The sequence below is a fragment of the Streptomyces sp. NPDC088387 genome (assembly GCF_044753385.1).
Classification (GTDB): Bacteria; Actinomycetota; Actinomycetes; order Streptomycetales; family Streptomycetaceae; genus Streptomyces.
In genome coordinates this window covers 548,487-565,447 of record NZ_JBIVNC010000002.1, presented here as the reverse complement: position 1 = coordinate 565,447, position 16,961 = coordinate 548,487, and the positions used below count along the sequence as shown (strand labels likewise).

The 16,961-nt window shown below is 72.1% G+C and carries 14 protein-coding genes; 8 read left to right on the top strand and 6 right to left on the bottom strand.

Annotation, left to right across the window (positions count from 1 at the left end; translation table 11 throughout):
• Positions 1-57 precede the first annotated feature (57 nt).
• The 3 genes from ACIQAC_RS07070 (at position 58) to ACIQAC_RS07060 (ending at position 5,147) form a co-directional block, all read left to right on the top strand.
• Complete coding sequence (locus ACIQAC_RS07070; RefSeq protein WP_402187809.1) at positions 58-2,061, top strand: Xaa-Pro dipeptidyl-peptidase; 2,004 nt, start codon at positions 58-60, stop codon at positions 2,059-2,061.
• Entirely contained in the window at positions 2,058-3,338 is a 1,281-nt protein-coding gene (locus tag ACIQAC_RS07065) for a M14 family metallocarboxypeptidase (protein ID WP_402187807.1), read from the top strand. The genes ACIQAC_RS07070 and ACIQAC_RS07065 overlap by 4 nt, the downstream gene beginning before the upstream one ends.
• Before the next feature lie 84 nt (positions 3,339-3,422).
• The gene (locus ACIQAC_RS07060) at positions 3,423-5,147 is read left to right on the top strand and encodes a BCCT family transporter (protein WP_402187805.1); all 1,725 of its coding nucleotides are present in this window, start codon (positions 3,423-3,425) and stop codon (positions 5,145-5,147) included.
• 73 nt (positions 5,148-5,220) lie between these two features.
• On the opposite strand, the gene ACIQAC_RS07055 is transcribed toward ACIQAC_RS07060, so the two are convergent.
• The gene (locus ACIQAC_RS07055; protein WP_402187803.1) at positions 5,221-6,174 is read right to left on the bottom strand and encodes an FAD-dependent oxidoreductase; all 954 of its coding nucleotides are present in this window, start codon (positions 6,172-6,174) and stop codon (positions 5,221-5,223) included.
• 66 nt (positions 6,175-6,240) lie between these two features.
• Between ACIQAC_RS07055 and ACIQAC_RS07050 the strand changes: the two genes are divergently transcribed.
• Together ACIQAC_RS07050 and ACIQAC_RS07045 are read left to right on the top strand one after the other, a co-directional pair.
• Positions 6,241-7,266: an oxidoreductase gene (locus ACIQAC_RS07050; protein WP_402187801.1), complete on the top strand. Its 1,026-nt coding sequence runs from the start codon at positions 6,241-6,243 to the stop codon at positions 7,264-7,266.
• A gap of 36 nt (positions 7,267-7,302) precedes the next feature.
• Positions 7,303-8,943: an ABC-F family ATP-binding cassette domain-containing protein gene (locus ACIQAC_RS07045; RefSeq protein WP_402187799.1), complete on the top strand. Its 1,641-nt coding sequence runs from the start codon at positions 7,303-7,305 to the stop codon at positions 8,941-8,943.
• Positions 8,944-9,153: 210 nt separating this feature from the next.
• Here the strand turns inward: ACIQAC_RS07045 and ACIQAC_RS07040 are convergent, their stop codons facing one another.
• Together ACIQAC_RS07040 and ACIQAC_RS07035 are read right to left on the bottom strand one after the other, a co-directional pair.
• Complete coding sequence (locus ACIQAC_RS07040) at positions 9,154-11,535, bottom strand: Tex family protein (protein WP_402187797.1); 2,382 nt, start codon at positions 11,533-11,535, stop codon at positions 9,154-9,156.
• A 96-nt stretch (positions 11,536-11,631) separates the two neighbouring features.
• Positions 11,632-11,769 (bottom strand): LPFR motif small protein, encoded by a 138-nt coding sequence (locus tag ACIQAC_RS07035; RefSeq protein WP_402187795.1) that lies wholly within the window; start codon positions 11,767-11,769, stop codon positions 11,632-11,634.
• Positions 11,770-11,947: 178 nt separating this feature from the next.
• On the opposite strand from ACIQAC_RS07035, the gene ACIQAC_RS07030 reads away from it, so the two are divergent.
• On the top strand, positions 11,948-12,907 hold the full coding sequence (locus tag ACIQAC_RS07030) for a GlxA family transcriptional regulator (protein ID WP_402187793.1): 960 nt from the start codon (positions 11,948-11,950) through the stop codon (positions 12,905-12,907).
• Positions 12,908-12,942: 35 nt separating this feature from the next.
• Positions 12,943-13,578 carry a DJ-1/PfpI family protein gene (locus ACIQAC_RS07025; protein WP_402187791.1) on the top strand — a complete coding sequence of 212 codons (636 nt, stop codon included), beginning with the start codon at positions 12,943-12,945 and terminating at the stop codon, positions 13,576-13,578.
• On the opposite strand, the gene ACIQAC_RS07020 is transcribed toward ACIQAC_RS07025, so the two are convergent.
• A complete protein-coding gene (locus tag ACIQAC_RS07020; RefSeq protein ID WP_402187790.1) occupies positions 13,565-14,320 on the bottom strand; it encodes an enoyl-CoA hydratase/isomerase family protein in 756 nt (251 codons plus the stop codon). The two genes, ACIQAC_RS07025 and ACIQAC_RS07020, sit on opposite strands and share 14 nt — an antisense overlap.
• Before the next feature lie 287 nt (positions 14,321-14,607).
• Between ACIQAC_RS07020 and ACIQAC_RS07015 the strand changes: the two genes are divergently transcribed.
• A complete protein-coding gene (locus ACIQAC_RS07015) occupies positions 14,608-15,117 on the top strand; it encodes an ATP-binding protein (RefSeq protein WP_402188202.1) in 510 nt (169 codons plus the stop codon).
• 3 nt (positions 15,118-15,120) lie between these two features.
• Here ACIQAC_RS07015 and idi read toward each other — a convergent pair whose 3' ends face one another.
• Together idi and ACIQAC_RS07005 are read right to left on the bottom strand one after the other, a co-directional pair.
• On the bottom strand, positions 15,121-15,714 hold the full coding sequence (gene idi, locus ACIQAC_RS07010) for an isopentenyl-diphosphate Delta-isomerase (protein WP_402187788.1): 594 nt from the start codon (positions 15,712-15,714) through the stop codon (positions 15,121-15,123).
• A 266-nt stretch (positions 15,715-15,980) separates the two neighbouring features.
• Positions 15,981-16,922 carry a cation diffusion facilitator family transporter gene (locus tag ACIQAC_RS07005; protein ID WP_402187786.1) on the bottom strand — a complete coding sequence of 314 codons (942 nt, stop codon included), beginning with the start codon at positions 16,920-16,922 and terminating at the stop codon, positions 15,981-15,983.
• Positions 16,923-16,961: the final 39 nt, after the last annotated feature.

Sequence of the window (16,961 nt, the reverse complement as noted above, 5' to 3'; positions counted from 1 at the left end):
TTACCTCCCTCACCTGCCCTCTTCTGTGCGGGAGTTGACGGCTGTACCGTCCGCGGCATGCCGATACGCACGCGCTTCACGATCTGGAGACCGCTCGCGACGGCGGCCACGGCCGCCCTGATGGCCACCTTCCTCATCCCGGTACAGAGCCAGGCACAGGACCAGGCACAGGACCGGACACAGGTCCAGGAGCAGGACAAGCGCGCCTCGCGCTCCAGCCAACCCGTCTACTCCTACGACCGCGCCGTCCGCGAGGCCGTCTGGGTGGACACCCGGCTCGACGGGGACGGCGACGGAAAGACCGACCGGGTCGCCGTCGACATCGTCCGCCCGCGCGAACCCGCGCAAAAGGGCCGCAAGATACCCGTCATCATGGACGCCAGCCCGTACTACTCCTGCTGCGGACGCGGCAACGAGAGCCAGCTCAAGACGTACGACGCGAACGGCACCGTCGTCCAGATGCCGCTCTACTACGACAACTACTTCGTGCCCCGCGGGTACGCCTTCGTCGGCGTCGACCTCGCCGGCACCAACCGCTCCGACGGCTGTGTCGACGTCGGCGGACGCTCCGACGTCCAGTCCGCGAAGGCTGTAGTCGACTGGCTCAACGGCCGCGGCCGGGCGTACACCACCCGCACCGGCACCACCCGCGCCGCCGCGGACTGGAGCAACGGCCGCACCGGCATGATCGGCAAGAGCTACGACGGCACCATCGCCAACGGAGTCGCGGCGACCGGCGTCGAGGGCCTGGAGACCATCGTCCCGATCGGCGGCATCTCCTCCTGGTACGACTACTACTTCGCCAAGGGCGCCCCGCTGTTCGACTCCGGCCCCGACGGGCTCGCGAACCGCGTGGAGAGCCCCGAAGCCCGCGCCCGGTGCGCCGCCGTCCAGGAGCGGATCGTCGCGGGCGCGCCCCGCACCGGCGACTGGACCGCGCTGTGGAGCGAGCGCAACCACGTCCCCGACGCCGGCAAGGTCGAGGCGAGCGTCTTCGTCGTCCACGGCATGCAGGACCTCAACGTCCGCGCCAAGCACTTCGGACAGTGGTGGGACGCCCTCGCGAAGAACGGCGTCGAGCGCAAGATCTGGCTCTCCCAGGTCGGCCACGTCGACCCCTTCGACTTCCGCCGCGCCGACTGGGTGAACACCCTGCACCGCTGGTTCGACCACGAACTCCTCGGCTACGACAACGGCATCGACGACGAACCGATGGCCGACATCGAACGCCACCCGGACCAGTGGGTCACCTCCGCCGTCTGGCCGCCGCGTACCACCGACACCGTGCGCCTGAAGCCCGCCGAGGGCACCGCGCCCGGTGTCGGCACCCTGGGCCTGCGCACCGGCGGCGGCACCGAGACGTTCACCGACGACCCCTCGCGCGACGAGGCCGACTGGGCCGCCGACCTCGGCAGCTCCACCCCCGACAAGGCGGGCTTCGTCACCGTCCCGCTCAGCCGCGACCTGCGCCTCTCCGGCTCCTCGAAGGTCACCGTGACCGCGACGCCCAACACCCCGACGGCCCATCTGAGCGCCGTCCTCGTCGACGTCGGCCCGGACACCATCCGTGACTACGCGGGCCCCGGCGAGGGCATCAGCACCCTCACGGACCGCACCTGCTGGGGCGCGAGCACCAGCGGCGACGGCGCCTGCTTCAAGGAGACCGCGGCCCGGACCGCGGACGTCGAGCACACCGTCGTCAGCCGCGGCTGGGCCGACCTCGGCAACCACGCCTCCGACGCCAAGGGCCGCCCGCTGACCCCCGGCAAGGCGTACACGATCACCCTCGACCTGGCCGCCACCGACCACGTCGTACCGGCCGGACACCGGCTCGCGCTGATCGTCGCCGGCACCGACCGGGGCCTCATCGAACCGCCCGCCGACACCCCGACCCTCACCGTCGACCTGTCCCGCACCACGGCCGACGTGCCGGTCGTCGGCGGCACCACCGCCTTCGCCCGCGCCGTCGCGGGCGCCACGGCCACCGCGCTCCCGGCCGGTGAACTCGCCGGCGTCCAGCCGCCGCAGACCCTGTCCCGCATCCCGGAGGGAGGCCGGTGAACCGCCGCGTCCGCGTCCTGACCCTGACCACCGCCGCCATCGCCGCATCACTGGTGGCGGCCCCCGCCCAGGCCGCCACCGACACCGCACCGCCACGCACCGGCTTCGAACGCTCCGACGGCGCCCGCTGGACCACCCAGCCCGAGGAACAGGCCTTCCTCGCCGCCGTCGACCGCGCGAGTAGCAAGGTCTCGATCAGCAGCATCGGTACGACGAAGCAGGACCGCCCCCTGCAACTCGTACGGATCGGCGGCCGCTCCGCCGCCAACACCGTGCTCCTCGTGTGCAGCCAGCACGGCGACGAGCCCTCCGGCCGCGAGGCCTGTCTCACCACCGTCCGCGATCTCGCCTTCGCCAGGGACCACCACACCCGGCGCTTCCTGGAGCGCACCACCGTGCTCGTGGTGCCCACCGCCAACCCCGACGGCCGGGCCGCCGACACCCGGGGCAACTCCGACGGCATCGACATCAACCGCGACCACGTCGCCCTCGCCACTAACGAGGGCCGCGCCCTGGCCGCCGTGATCCGCGACCGCGGCCCCGACGTCATCTACGACCTGCACGAGTACGGCGCCACACCCCCGTACTACGACAAGGACCTGTTCGACCTGTGGCCGCGCAACCTCAACACGGACGACCGGGTGCACAACGAGGCGCAGACCCTGTCCGAGGCCTACGTCCGGCCCGCCGCGCGGAACGCCGGGCACTCCATCGGCACGTACGGGATCTGGACCGACCCCGTCACCGGTGAACCGGTCCGGCAGGTCGCCGGGGACGGGCAGGAACGCATCCTGCGGAACATGTCCGGCGCCAAACACGCTATCGGCCTGCTCATCGAGAGCCGGGTCGACCCGCTCACGGACGCCGAGAAGCGGGACGAGGCGCTCAACAACCGGCGCCGCGTCACCTCCCAGCTCGACGCCCTGGACGGTCTGTTCGCCTACACCGACGAGCGGCGCGGACACGTCGAGGCGGCCACCGGCAGGGCCCGCGTCGCCGGCTGGGCCGACACCGGACCCGTCTATCTCGGCGGCGCCGACAACGACCCGCCCGAGCCCGCCGAGGTGATCCAGGACCCGCCCTGCGCGTACCGCCTCACCGACGCCCAGTACACGGACGTCAAGGACGAACTCGCCCTGCACGGCGTCCGCGTACGCCACGACCGCGACGGCACCTACGTACCGCTGCGGCAGTCGCTGCGCGCGCTGGTGCCGATGCTGCTCGACGGACGTGCCGCCTACCACCTGGCGCAGGGGGAGCCCGACACGAACTGCTGATCAGGTGAGAAACGCGTCGCGTGTGGTAGGCGCGTACCCAGCGGTGTTTTCCCCGCCCCGCGGACCCGAAGAAAGGTGCTGCCCGTGACACCCGACAACCAGAGTGAGAACAGCCCCGATCCAAGAGGTCCGCAGCCGGCCCCCGAAGCGGGGGCCGGCACCCCCTTGAGGGCGGGGACCGACCGTGTCGTCTTCGGCGTCACGGCCGCGCTCACCCTCGCGTTCGTGCTGTGGGGCGCGATCGCCACCGATTCGCTGGAGGACGCCTCCAGCTCCATGCTCAACGGGCTGATCCACAACGGCGGCTGGGCGTTCATGCTGGCCGCCTCCGCCTTCGTGGTCTTCGCGCTGTGGCTCGCGATCAGCCGCTACGGCCGGATCCACCTGGGCGCGGAGGGCGAACAGCCCGAGTTCCGCACGGTGTCCTGGGTCGCCATGATGTTCAGCGCGGGCATGGGCATCGGCCTGATGTTCTACGGCGTGAGCGAACCGCTCGCGCACTACATCACGCCGCCACCGGGCACCGACCCGGCCGACTCCGGTGAGCGCATGGAGACGGCCATGGCCACCACGCTGTTCCACTGGACGCTCCACCCGTGGGCGATCTACGCGGTCGTCGGTCTCGCCATCGCGTACAGCACGTACCGCAGGCGCCGCCGCCAGACCATCAGCGCCGTGTTCACCCCGCTCATCGGCGAGAAGAACGCCAACGGTGTCGGCGGCCGGATCATCGACATGCTCGCCATCGTCGCGACCGTCTTCGGCTCGGCCGCCTCGCTCGGTCTCGGCGCCCTCCAGATCGGCTCCGGCTTCCAGGAGCTGGACTGGATGGACGACGTCAGCACCGGGCTGCTCGTCGCCATCATCGCCGTCCTGACACTGGCGTTCGTCGCCTCGGCGGTGTCCGGCATCGAGCGGGGCATCCAGTGGCTGTCCAACATCAACATGGTGCTGGCGCTGGTGCTCGCCCTGTTCGTGTTCGTCGCAGGACCCACCATCATCGTCCTCGACCTGCTGCCGACCTCGGTCTTCTCCTACCTGGGCGATCTGCCCCAGCTGGCCGGGCGGACCGAGGCGAGCGGCGGCGAGGGCGTCGCCGACTGGCTGGGCAGCTGGACCGTCTTCTACTGGGCGTGGTGGATCTCCTGGACGCCCTTCGTCGGTATGTTCATCGCCCGGATCAGCCGGGGCCGCACCATCCGCCAGTTCGTCGGCGGGGTGATCCTGGTGCCCAGCACGGTCAGCCTGGTCTGGTTCGCGATCTTCGGTGGCACGGCGATGAAGATGCAGGAACAGGGGCGCCTCGGCGAGGAGACCACACCCGAGGGCCAGCTCTTCGCCGTACTCCAGGAGTTCCCCATCGCCACGGTCTCCAGCCTGCTGGTGATGATCCTCGTCGGTATCTTCTTCGTCTCCGGAGCCGACGCGGCCTCCATCGTGATGGGCACCCTGTCGCAGAAGGGCGCCCTCGAACCGAGCCGCTTCGTGGTCGTGTTCTGGGGTGTGCTGACCGGCGCGGTCGCCGCGGTCATGCTGCTGGTCGGCAGCGGACAGGGTGACGCGCTGACCGGTCTCCAGAACCTGACGATCCTCGCGGCGGCCCCGTTCGTCGTCGTCATGATCTTCATGTGTGTGGCCCTCATGCGGGACCTGCGCCAGGACCCGGTCATCGTGCGCGAGCGCATGGGCTCCGAGGCCGTCGACATGGCCGTCATCGAGGGCCACAAGCAGTACGACGGCGAGTTCGAACTCCGTATCGGTCCGGGATCGGGCCCCGACGTCGAGGGAGACCCGATCGGCAAGCACTGACCGACAGGGAGGCGGCAGGGAGGTGACGGGGAGGCGGCGGGGACGCGGCGGGGGAGGAGCCGGCGGGGCCGGGTCAGGCCGAAGCCAGCCCCGCCGCCTCCTCCGCACAGCCCCACGCCACCGTCACACCCGCCCCGCCGTGACCGTAGTTGTGCACCAGCACCCGCCCGTCACGCAGCGTCTCGCGCTCCAGACGCACCGCGTCCCGCGCCGGGCGCAGCCCCACCCGGTGCTCCAGCACCCGCGCCCCGGCGATCTCCGGCCGCAGCGCCGCACACCGCCGTACGATCGCCTCGGCCTCCGCCGGATCGGGCTCGGTGTCCCACACGTCGTCGTCGGCGGTACCGCCCAGCACCAGCCGGTCGGGGTGCGGGAAGAAGTAGGCCTTGGTGCCGTCGGGCGCGGTCGAGGCCAGCCAGGTGCGGATGCCCGGGTTCTCCACCACGACCGCCTGCCCGCGCACCGGCCGCACCCGCGGATCCGGTACGAGGTCCCGCGCCGCCAGCCCCGTGCAGTTGACCACCACCGCCGCGTCCGCCTCCGGGAACCCGGCCGTCACCGTGCGCTCCTCGACCCTGCCGCCCGCGGCCGTCAACCGCTCCCGCAGCCACGGCAGATGGGCCCGCATGTCGACCAGCGGCAGCCGCGCCCACACCCCCTGCCCCGCGTACTCGTGCGGCGCGGACGCCCGCAGCCCCGGCACCCGGCCCGCGGTCCAGCCCCGCGTCTCGTCCAGGTCCGTCTCGCCCACTACCCCTTCGACCATCCGTACGCCGGTCACCGCGGGCCGCTCCGCCAACTCCTCGTACACATCGAGGGAGCGCAGCGCCCACCCGCGCACCGCGTCCGCCGGTTCGATGCGGTACGGCCACCACAGCGCGCCGGCAACCGCCGAGGTGGTCCGCTCGACCGGGTCCCGCGTCCACAGCCGGACCCGGCCGCCCCGCTCGGCCAGCACCACCGCCGTCGTCAGCCCGATCACACCGCCGCCGACAACCACCACGTCGCCCCGCTGATCCCCGGTCACAGCGCGACCGTAGCGGAATGTGTCATGCCGCGCTCAGAGAGCTGGGCAGGTGGGGATACTCACAGCATGTCTGCCGCGTACGCGACCTTCGGCCTGGCCCCGGCGATGCGGGCCGGCGGCGTGCTGTCGGACGGGGGTTACCAGGTCCACCGGGACTTCGTCGACTTCATCGTCGACGGCCGCCCGCTGCTCTTCCAGCTCTCCGACCTCGACGCCGTCTCCCCGCTCGCCTCCGACGTCCCACCCGCGATCTTCACCGCCCAGGTCCGCAGCCTGCTCCTGGAGGCGGAGGCCCCGCTGCCGGGCGGCCGTTACGTCGTCTACGGCTGTCCCGAGTGCGAGGACCTCGCGTGCGGCGCGGTCACCGCCGTCATCGAACGCGACCACGACGACTATGTCTGGCGGGACTTCGCCTGGCAGACCGAACCCCTCGTCGACCGGGAGCTCAACGGCTACCACGGCATAGGGCCGTTCCGCTTCCGCGGCGACGAGTACCGCACCGCCCTGCACGCCCTGCTCGACGGCGACGCCCCCGGCACACACCGCCGCCGGGTGCTGCTGATCGGCGCCCGCGTGGCCGTCCTCGCCAGACTCGCCGCCGCCCTGCGCACCATCGGCGTCGGCGCCGACATCACCCACGACGCCCAGGACGTCCCCGCCGACGAACTGCGCGGCTACGGCGCCGTCGCCTTCGGCCGCGCCGTCCCCGACGGCGAACGCGCCGCCGTACGCGCCGCGTTCGACCGGGCCGGGGTCGACGTGGCCTACGTCGACGGACTCGCCCCGATCGTCCCGCTGCTCGTTGCCCAGATCGAACACGCCCTCGACCGCGGCCCCGCCGAGCGGCGCCGGCTGACCCGGCTCGTCGCCGCCGACGGCGAGGCGGGCATCGAGGTCACCTCCCCGTGCCGGGTCCGGCTCACCGCGTACCGCATCGACCGGCTGTACCGCACCCACACCCACGAGGTCTTCGACGGCGTCCTCGAAGCCGGCCGGCACCGCATCCCCCTGGACGCCCGCGCGGTGAAGGGCGAGTCCTACGTGGTCGCGCGGACCGCGGGGAGTGTCCTGGTGGAGGCCATGGCCCACTGACCCGGCCGCCGGGCGCCCATTACCATCGACGTTCTGATGACTGCCACCCTCGTCGCCAAGAACCTCGCCGCCGGCCACGCCGACCGCTCCCTGTTCGCCGGGCTCGACCTCGTCGTCGCGCCCGGAGACGTGATCGGCCTCGTCGGAGCCAACGGCGCCGGCAAGTCCACGCTGCTGCGGATGCTCGCCGGGCTGACCACCCCCGAACAGGGCGAGCTGCGCCTCTCCCCGCCCACTGCCGCCGTCGGCCATCTCCCGCAGGAGCCGGAGCGCCGGCCGGGGGAGAGCGTGCGGGAGTTCCTGGCCCGCCGCACCGGCGTCGCCGCCGCCCAGCAGGAGATGGACACGGCCACCCAGGGGCTCGTCGACGGGGCGCCCGGCGCGGACGACGCGTACGCGGTGAGCCTGGAGCGCTGGCTGGGCCTCGGCGGCGCCGACCTCGACGAACGGGCCGAGGAGATCACCGCCACGCTCGGCCTCACCGTCGGCCTCGACCAGCCGATGACGTCCCTGTCCGGCGGCCAGGCCGCCCGCGCGGGCCTCGCCTCCCTGCTGCTCTCCCGCTACGACGTCTTCCTCCTCGACGAGCCCACCAACGACCTCGACCTCGACGGCCTGGAGCGGCTCGAACGCTTTGTGAGCGGACTGCGCGCCGGCACGGTCGTTGTCAGCCACGACCGGGAGTTCCTCACCCGCACGGTCACCAAGGTCCTCGAACTCGACCTCGCCCAGCAGCGGATCACCCTCTACGGCGGTGGCTACGAGGCGTATCTGGAGGAGCGTGAGGTGGCCCGCCGGCACGCCCGCGACGACTTCGAGGAGTACGCCGACAAGCGCTCTGCCCTCCAGGACCGCGCCCAGATGCAGCGCTCCTGGATGGACAAGGGCGTCAAGAACGCCCGCCGCAAGGCGAGCAACGACAACGACAAGATCGGCCGCAAGTTCCGCAGCGAGGCCAGCGAGAAGCAGGCCGCGAAGGCCCGCCAGACACAACGCATGATCGAGCGTCTGGACGTCGTCGAGGAACCCCGCAAGGAGTGGGAGCTGCGGATGGAGATCGCGGCGGCCCCGCGCTCCGGCTCCGTCGTGGCCGCCCTGCGCGACGCCGAGGTGCGGCGCGGCGACTTCACCCTGGGCCCGGTCACCCTCCAGATCGACTGGGCGGACCGGGTTGCCGTGACCGGCGCGAACGGCGCGGGGAAGTCCACCCTGCTCGGCGCCCTGCTGGGCCGTGTCCCGCTCGACGCCGGTCACGCGGCGCTCGGCTCCGGCGTCCTGGTAGGCGAGGTCGACCAGGCCCGCAGGCTCTTCCACGGCGAGGAGTCCCTGCTGGACGCGTTCTGCGCGGCGGTCCCGGACACCGAGCCGGCCGAAGTACGCACGCTCCTCGCCAAGTTCGGCCTCAAGGCGCACCATGTGACGCGGTCGGCGGCGACCCTCTCCCCGGGCGAGCGCACCAGGTCGGCCCTGGCCCTTCTCCAGGGCCGGGGCGTCAACCTCCTGGTCCTGGACGAGCCCACCAACCACCTGGACCTACCGGCCATCGAACAACTGGAGTCCGCCCTCGACACCTACGAGGGCACCCTCCTCCTGGTGACCCACGACCGCCGCATGCTGAACGCAGTCCACGTCACCCGCCGCCTGGAGGTAACAGCAGGCAAGGTAACGGAACGCTGAGACTCCGATGGGGCCCGCACTTCCCGGAGCTCAGCCACACCCCCCCTAGGGGCGCGGGGAACTGCGCGACGAGCCACAACCGACCCGCAGCCGACGTCTCTGCCGCGTGGCCGCGACCGCCTCGCACTTCCCGGAGCTCAGCCACAACCCATCAGGGGCGCGGGGAACTGCGCGACCAGCCACAACCGGCCCGCAGCTCCCCGCGACCCGCTACCGCCCCTTCTTCTTCGGATCCAGCAACCCGGCCTTGCGCAGAGCATCGGCCATCGCACTGTTGGCAGGCGGAGCCGCCTGCCGGCCGCCCCCACTCCCACCCTGCCGGGGCTGCTGCCGCTGCTGGGGCGGACGCCCGCCCCCACCCCGCTGCTGCTTGCCCCCACGACCGCCCGACTGCGAAGCCTCCGCCTCGTCGTCCAGCCGCAACGTCAACGAGATCCGCTTGCGCGGGATGTCGACGTCGAGCACCTTCACCTTCACGATGTCACCCGGCTTGACGACATCCCGCGGATCCTTGACGAAGGTCTTCGACAGCGCGGAGACATGCGCAAGACCGTCCTGATGGACCCCGACGTCGATGAACGCCCCGAAGGCCGCCACGTTCGTCACCACGCCCTCCAGGACCATCCCCGGAGCCAGGTCGGCGATCTTCTCGACGCCCTCCTTGAAGGTGGCCGTCTTGAAGGCCGGACGAGGGTCACGCCCCGGCTTCTCCAGCTCCTTCAGGATGTCGCTCACGGTCGGCAGACCAAACGTCTCGTCGACGAACTCGGTCGGCTTCAGCGAGCGCAGCACACCCGTGTTGCCGATCAGCGACGCCACTTCCTGCCCGGACGTCTTCACCATGCGCCGCACCACCGGATACGCCTCGGGGTGCACGCTGGACGCGTCCAGCGGGTCGTCGCCGCCGCGGATCCGCAGGAACCCCGCGCACTGCTCGTACGCCTTCGGGCCCAGCCGCGCCACCCCCTTCAGCTGGCCGCGGGAGGTGAACGGGCCGTTGGCGTCGCGGTGCGCCACGATGTTCTCGGCGAGCCCGGAGGTGATGCCGGAGACGCGGGAAAGGAGCGGCGCGGAGGCGGTGTTGACGTCCACCCCGACGCCGTTCACACAGTCCTCGACGACCGCGTCCAGCGAGCGGGACAGCTTCACCTCGGACAGATCGTGCTGGTACTGCCCCACACCGATCGACTTGGGGTCGATCTTCACCAGCTCGGCCAGCGGGTCCTGGAGCCGGCGCGCGATGGAGACCGCGCCGCGCAGCGACACGTCCATGTCGGGCAGCTCCTGCGAGGCGAACGCGGACGCCGAGTACACGGACGCGCCGGCCTCGGAGACCATCACCTTGGTGAGGTTCAGCTCCGGGTGCCGGGTGATGAGTTCACCGGCGAGCTTGTCGGTCTCGCGGGACGCCGTGCCGTTGCCGATCGCGACCAGCTCGACCGCGTGCTCGCGCGCGAGCACGGCCAGCTTGGCGACGGCCTCGTCCCACTTGTTCGCCGGGACGTGCGGGTAGATGACGTCGGTCGCCACCACCTTGCCGGTCGCGTCGATCACGGCGACCTTCACGCCCGTACGGAAACCGGGGTCCAGGCCGAGCGTCGCACGGGTGCCGGCCGGCGCGGCGAGCAGCAGATCACGCAGGTTCGCGGCGAAGACGTTGACCGCCTCGTCCTCGGCGGCGGTCCGCAGCCGCAGCCGCAGATCGATGCCGAGGTGCACGAGGATCCGGGTCCGCCAGGCCCAGCGGACCGTGTCCTTCAGCCACTTGTCGGCCGGCCGGCCCCGGTCCGTGACGGCGAACCGGTGGGCGACCATCCCCTCGTACGACGAAGGACCCTCGGTCGGCTCCTCCGGCTCCAGGACGAGGTCCAGGACCTCCTCCTTCTCGCCGCGCAGCATGGCGAGGATCCGGTGCGAGGGCAGCGCGGTGAACGGCTCGGCGAAGTCGAAGTAGTCGGCGAACTTGGCGCCCGCCTCCTCCTTGCCGTCCTTGACCTTGGCGGCCAGCCGCCCCCGCACCCACATGCGCTCACGCAACTCGCCGATCAGATCGGCGTCCTCCGAGAACCGCTCGGTGAGGATCGACCGCGCGCCGTCCAGCGCGGCCTGCGGATCCGCCACACCCTTGTCGGCGTCGACGAACGCGGCGGCCGCGGCGAGCGGATCCACCGACGGATCGCCGAGCAGTCCCTCGGCCAGCGGCTCGAGACCGGCCTCGCGCGCGATCTGCGCCTTGGTGCGCCGCTTCGGCTTGAACGGCAGATAGATGTCCTCCAGGCGCGCCTTGGTCTCGGCGCCCCGGATCCGGGCCTCCAACTCCTGGGTGAGCTTGCCCTGCTCACGCACCGACTCCAGGATCGCCGTCCGGCGCTCCTCCAGCTCCCGCAGATAACGCAGCCGTTCCTCGAGCGTGCGCAGTTGCGCGTCGTCGAGCATCTCGGTCGCTTCCTTGCGGTAACGAGCGATGAAGGGCACCGTCGAACCGCCGTCGAGCAACTCCACGGCGGCCTTGACCTGCCGCTCCCGCACGCCGAGCTCCTCGGCGATCCTGCCTTCGATGGACCCAATTCCCAGGGACCCGGGTGTCGTCACGATCCCGTACCGCCTTCTCCGCTCGGGTTGCGCGGCAATTGTGGCAGGTGGCGCCGACAATCGGGGATCAGGGCGGCAACCGGCGGGCGGCGGCCGTCAGGCGCGGCGTGCTCCGCCGCGACCGGAGCGCGACGCTCCGCCGAACAGCCGGGCCAGCGCCCGGAACGGCAGGGTGACGACGGTGGCGATGGCTCCGCCGATCTGACGCAGAACGTCCGCGATGGCTCGAAACACGTGAATCACCTTTCGTCTCACTCGATGGCGGTCCGCCCTGCGGACGGACCGTGCGTACCGGGTACCTCGACGACCGCAGGTCATGCGTGCCGCAGGGTGTCCGCATCGAAGGCCGGTGGCAGGAAAGGTGGGGTACTCGTCATTGCGGACATTCCGCAGACCGCGAAGAATCGACGGCATGGCGCAGCGGACCGTTCTGGTCGTTCTCTTCGACGGCGTGCAGAGCCTCGACGTCACCGGCCCGGTGGAGGTCTTCGCCGGGGCCGAGAAGCACCAGCCGGGGACGTACCGCATCCGTACGGCCTCCCTGGACGGCGGCCCCGTACGCAGCTCCAGCGGACTCGCCCTGGTGCCGGACACCTCGCTCGCCGACGCCCGGCGGCCGCACACCCTCGTGGTGCCGGGCGGTATCGGCACCCGTACCCCCGACCCCCGGCTGACCGACTGGCTGCGCGCACACGGGCCCCGCGCGCCCCGGCTGGTCTCCGTGTGCACCGGGGCGATCCTGCTCGCCGAGGCGGGCCTCCTGGACGGCCGGCGGGTCACCACCCACTGGGCCTACGCCGAGAAACTCGCCCGGGACCATCCGGCCGTGCGGGTCGACGCCGATCCCATCTACGTCCGGGACGGATCCGTCGCCACGTCGGCCGGTGTCACCGCGGGCATCGACCTGGCGCTCGCCCTGGTCGAGGAGGACCTGGGCCGTGACGTGGCCCTCGACATCGCCCGGCATCTCGTGGTGTTCCTGCGCAGGCCCGGCAACCAGTCCCAGTTCAGCGCCCAGCTCGCCGCCCAGACCGCCCGGCGCGAACCGCTGCGCGAGGTGCAGCGCTGGATCACCGAGCACCCCGCGGGCGATCTGAGCGTCGAGTCGCTCGCCGCCCGCGCCCGCCTCTCCCCGCGCCACTTCGCCCGCGCCTTCCGCACCGAGACCGGCACGACCCCCGGCCGCTACGTGGACCGGGTCCGCCTGGAACACGCCCGCCGGCTCCTGGAGGACACCACCGACGGCGTCGAGGAGGTGTCCCGGGAGAGCGGCTACGGCACCCCCGAGGCCATGCGCCGCGCCTTCGTCCGGGCCCTCGGCACGGCCCCGGCGGAGTACCGCCGCCGCTTCCGCGCCCTGCCGGCCCCCTGACCCGTCACCCCCCTCACCCCCCGAAGGGACCCCGCATGCAGATCGCCATCCTCCTCTTCGACCGCTTCACCGCCCTGGACGCAGTCGGCCCCTACGAGACCCTCGGCCGGCTTCCCGGCGCCGAGACCGTGTTCGTCGCCGAACGGCCCGGCCCCGTGCGCAACGAGAGCGGGAACCTGGCCCTCACCGCCGACCGCGCCCTCGCGGACGTGCCACGGCCGGACGTCGTGGTCGTGCCGGGCGGCCCGGGGCAGAGCGACCAGATGGAGAACGCGGCCCTCCTGGACTGGCTGCGCGCCGCGGACGCCGACAGCACCTGGACCACCTCCGTGTGCACCGGCTCGCTGCTGCTGGCCGCCGCAGGCCTGCTCTCGGGCCGCCGTGCCACGTCCCACTGGCTGGCCCTGGAGCACCTCACGCGCTACGGCGCCCAACCGACCGGCGAGCGAGTGGTGTTCGACGGCAAGTACGTCACCGCGGCCGGGGTCTCCTCCGGCATCGACATGGGCCTGTCCCTGCTCGGCCGGATCGCCGACGACGACGTGGCGCGGTCCGTCCAGCTCATGACGGAGTACGACCCGCAGCCGCCCTACGACGCCGGGTCCCCGCAGAAGGCGCCCGCGCACCTCGTGGAGCGGCTGCGCTCCCGCAGCCGCTTCAGTCCGGCGTAGGCGCGCTCCAGCCGAACCGCGGCGCCCTGCGCTCCAGGAACCCCGCGACACCCTCCGCGAGATCACCGCTCTCGCGCAGCTGCTCGTCCCAGTGGGCGTCCCGGTCCGTGCGTCCATTCGCGAACTCCTTCGCCGACGCCTGGGTCAGCAGTGAGCGCGAGGCGAGGATCCGGGTGAACTCGGCGACCCGCTTGCCGAGTTCACCCTCGGGCAGCACCTCGTCCACCAGGCCGGTGCGCAGTGCGCGCGCCGTGCCGATCAACTCTCCGGAGAACAGCAGGTACTTGGCGGTCGCCGGACCCACCAGTGCCACCAGCCGCCGGGTCGACGACGCCTTGTAGACGATGCCGAGCTTGGCCGGTGTCACCCCGAACAGCGCGCCCTCCTCGGCGAACCGCAGATCGCAGGCCGCCGCCAACTGCGCGCCGCCGCCCACGCAGTGGCCACGGACCGCCGCCACCGTCGGCTTGGGGAACGCGGCCAGCGCCTCCTCGGCGGCCACCGTCAGGTCCCGCGCCTCCTGCGGCCCCGCCAGCAGCCCGGTGATGTCGGCGCCCGCGCAGAACGTGCCGCCGTCCCCGGTCAGCACCAGCGCCCGCACCCCGGGGTCGGCGGCCAGGTCCGCCAGCAGCGGCGGCAGCGCCCGCCACATCGGTGCCGTCATGGCGTTGCGCTTCGCCGGGTGGTGGATGACGACGGTGGCGACCGAGTCCTCGACCCGGTGCAGCAGCTGCGGCTCCATGTGCCGGATGCTATCCGGGGTTTCGGCGTGCGGAAGATCGCCGGTAAGGTGTCGGACCGGCCCGCCGCGGACGAACCGGACGACGCCGCGGTCAAACCCGTACAACCCGAAGAGTGCGCAAGTCGGCACGGCGGGGACAGGAGCAGTCCCACAACTGACCGCGTCATACGCCAATGGTCAGAAGCGTTCGATAGTCGCTGACTTCTGTTCAGTAGCGTGGTCCCGCGCGATGCGTTACCAACACTCGACGTGTGGTGACAATCGAGCGCAAGGGTGGCGACCGGACGATGGACAACGACGGGCTCGGGCCCGGTCCACGCCCAGATGGCGGCGCGGTGAGACCCCCGGAGGCGGGCCCGCCCGAACCGCTGCCGTACGAGGGGGTGTGGCGCTTCACCGCCCCCGCTGTGGACGCCTCGGTCCCGCAGGCCCGGCACGCGGTGCGGGACCTGCTGCTGAGGCAGGGTGTGCCGGTGGCGGAGGACCTGGCACACGGTCTGCTGGTGATCGTCTCGGAGCTGGTGACCAACGCCGTGCGGCACGCGGCGCTGCTGTCGCCGATGCTCGCCGTCGAGGTGGCCGTGGGCGCCGAGTGGGTGCGGGTGTCCGTGGAGGACAACCACCCGTACCGGCCGACCGCCCTGGAGGCCGACCACGGCCGGACGGGCGGCCGGGGACTGCTGCTGGTGCGCGAGATCGCCAGGGAGGCGGGCGGGGCGTGCGACGTCGAGCACACGGCGAGCGGCGGCAAGGTGATCTGGGCCGCGCTGCCCCTCAAGCCCGCCGGGCTGCCCTGAGGCTCACCAGCCCGCGGACGGACCGGTCAGCTCCCTGACGGCGGGCCGGGCGGCGTCGAGGACGGTCATGAACCAGGCCGAGAACTCGTCCTTGGCGTGCCGCTCGGCCAGCTCGGCCGGGGTCACGAACGCGGTCCCGCCGACCTCCTCGGGGTCCGGCCGCAGCGGCGACTGCACCATGCCGACGAAGAGGTGGTTGTACTCCTGCTCGACCAGCCCGGACGCCGGGTCCGGGTGGTTGTAGCGGACGGTGCCCGCCTCGGCCATCAGCGACGGCGAGACACCCAGCTCCTCGAAGGTCCGCCGCGCGGCGGCCGCGAACGGCGCCTCGCCCGGGTACGGGTGCCCGCAGCAGGTGTTGGACCACACGCCGGGGGAGTGGTACTTGCCGAGCGCGCGCTGCTGGAGCAGCAGCCGGCCGTGCTCGTCGAACAGGAACACGGAGAACGCGCGGTGCAGCTGTCCGGGCGGCTGATGGGCCGCGAGCTTCTCCGCGGTGCCGATCGTCGCGCCCTTCTCGTCGACCAGTTCCAGCATGATCGCTTCCGCGGTGCCGTTCGACGCGCTGTGCGTCGCGGTGGCAGGTGTGATCGGCATACCCATCCTTCGCCTCGGTCCTCGGGACCCAGTCTGCCGTACGAAACGGGCGTGCCCGGTACTTCCCGGGCGCGCCCGCATGTCCCGTCCCCGGCGCGGGCGCCGCAGCAGGGCCCGGTGGGTGAGCGTGCCCGGCACGACGGGCACGGAACCGTCCGCCCGGGGGAGTGAACCGCAGGCCGGGGGCGCGCGACACGCGGCCGCACCACCCCCGGGGCCGCCGGGGTGCCGGGCCCCCGCGGACACCGGCCCCTCGCGTCACCCGCTCAGTGGCACAGCCTGGCCTCGTGTTCCGCGTGTCCGCCCGGCTCCAGCTGGAAGGTGCAGTGCTCGACGTCGAAGTGGTCGCCGAGGCAGCCCTGAAGCTCGTGCAGCATCTTCTCGTGGCCGATCGCGTTCAGTACGTCGGTGCGCACGACCACGTGGACGGAGAGCACCGGCATCCCCGAGGTGATCGTCCAGGCGTGCAGATCGTGCACGTCCTCCACCCCGTCGAGGGCGAGTATGTGCGACCGCACCTCCGTCATGTCGACGCCCTTGGGGGCCGCCTCCAGCAGCACGTCCAGCGTCTCGCGCAGCAGCTTGACCGTGCGGGGCACGATCATCAGGCCGATCACCAGGGAGGCGACCGGGTCGGCGGCCTGCCAGCCCGTGGTGAGGATAAGCACCGCCGAGACGATCACCGCCAGCGAACCCAGGGCGTCGGCCGCGACCTCCAGGAAGGCGCCCCGCACGTTCAGGCTCTCCTTCTGCCCGCGCATCAGCAGCGTGAGGGAGATCATGTTCGCGACCAGGCCGATCAGACCGAACACCACGGTCAGCCCGCCCTCGGTGTCGGCGGGCGTGATGAACCGCTGGATCGCCTCGTACAGCACATAGCCGCCGACGCCGAGCAGCAGCAGACAGTTGGCGAGCGCGGCGAGGATCTCGGCGCGGGCGTAGCCGAAGGTGCGGTTCCCGCTCGCCGGGAGGTTGGCGAAGTGGATCGCCAGCAGGGCCATACCGAGACCCAGCGCGTCCGTCGCCATGTGCGCCGAGTCCGCGATCAGCGCGAGGGAGTCGGCGAGCACCCCGCCGACGATCTCGACGACCATCACGGTGAGCGTGATCGACAGGGCGATGCGCAGTCTGCCCCGGTACGCCGCCGCTGCCGTGCCGCTGCCGGCCGGCGGGGCGTGCGTATGCCCGTGGTCGTGTCCTGCGCCCATGAAGTACCGCCTCCTGTGATCGGCCCGCGACCACAGTGA

What these genes read in the sequence shown, in the direction of transcription:
- ACIQAC_RS07070 (WP_402187809.1), top strand. Translation starts at nt 58, where the DNA reads ATGCCGATACGCACGCGCTTCACGATCTGGAGACCGCTCGCGACGGCG.
- ACIQAC_RS07050 (WP_402187801.1), top strand. Translation starts at nt 6,241, where the DNA reads ATGTCTGCCGCGTACGCGACCTTCGGCCTGGCCCCGGCGATGCGGGCC.
- ACIQAC_RS07045 (WP_402187799.1), top strand. Translation starts at nt 7,303, where the DNA reads ATGACTGCCACCCTCGTCGCCAAGAACCTCGCCGCCGGCCACGCCGAC.
- ACIQAC_RS07030 (WP_402187793.1), top strand. Translation starts at nt 11,948, where the DNA reads ATGGCGCAGCGGACCGTTCTGGTCGTTCTCTTCGACGGCGTGCAGAGC.
- ACIQAC_RS07025 (WP_402187791.1), top strand. Translation starts at nt 12,943, where the DNA reads ATGCAGATCGCCATCCTCCTCTTCGACCGCTTCACCGCCCTGGACGCA.
- ACIQAC_RS07020 (WP_402187790.1), bottom strand. Translation starts at nt 14,320, where the DNA reads ATGGAGCCGCAGCTGCTGCACCGGGTCGAGGACTCGGTCGCCACCGTC.
- ACIQAC_RS07015 (WP_402188202.1), top strand. Translation starts at nt 14,608, where the DNA reads ATGGACAACGACGGGCTCGGGCCCGGTCCACGCCCAGATGGCGGCGCG.
- idi (WP_402187788.1), bottom strand. Translation starts at nt 15,714, where the DNA reads ATGCCGATCACACCTGCCACCGCGACGCACAGCGCGTCGAACGGCACC.
- ACIQAC_RS07005 (WP_402187786.1), bottom strand. Translation starts at nt 16,922, where the DNA reads ATGGGCGCAGGACACGACCACGGGCATACGCACGCCCCGCCGGCCGGC.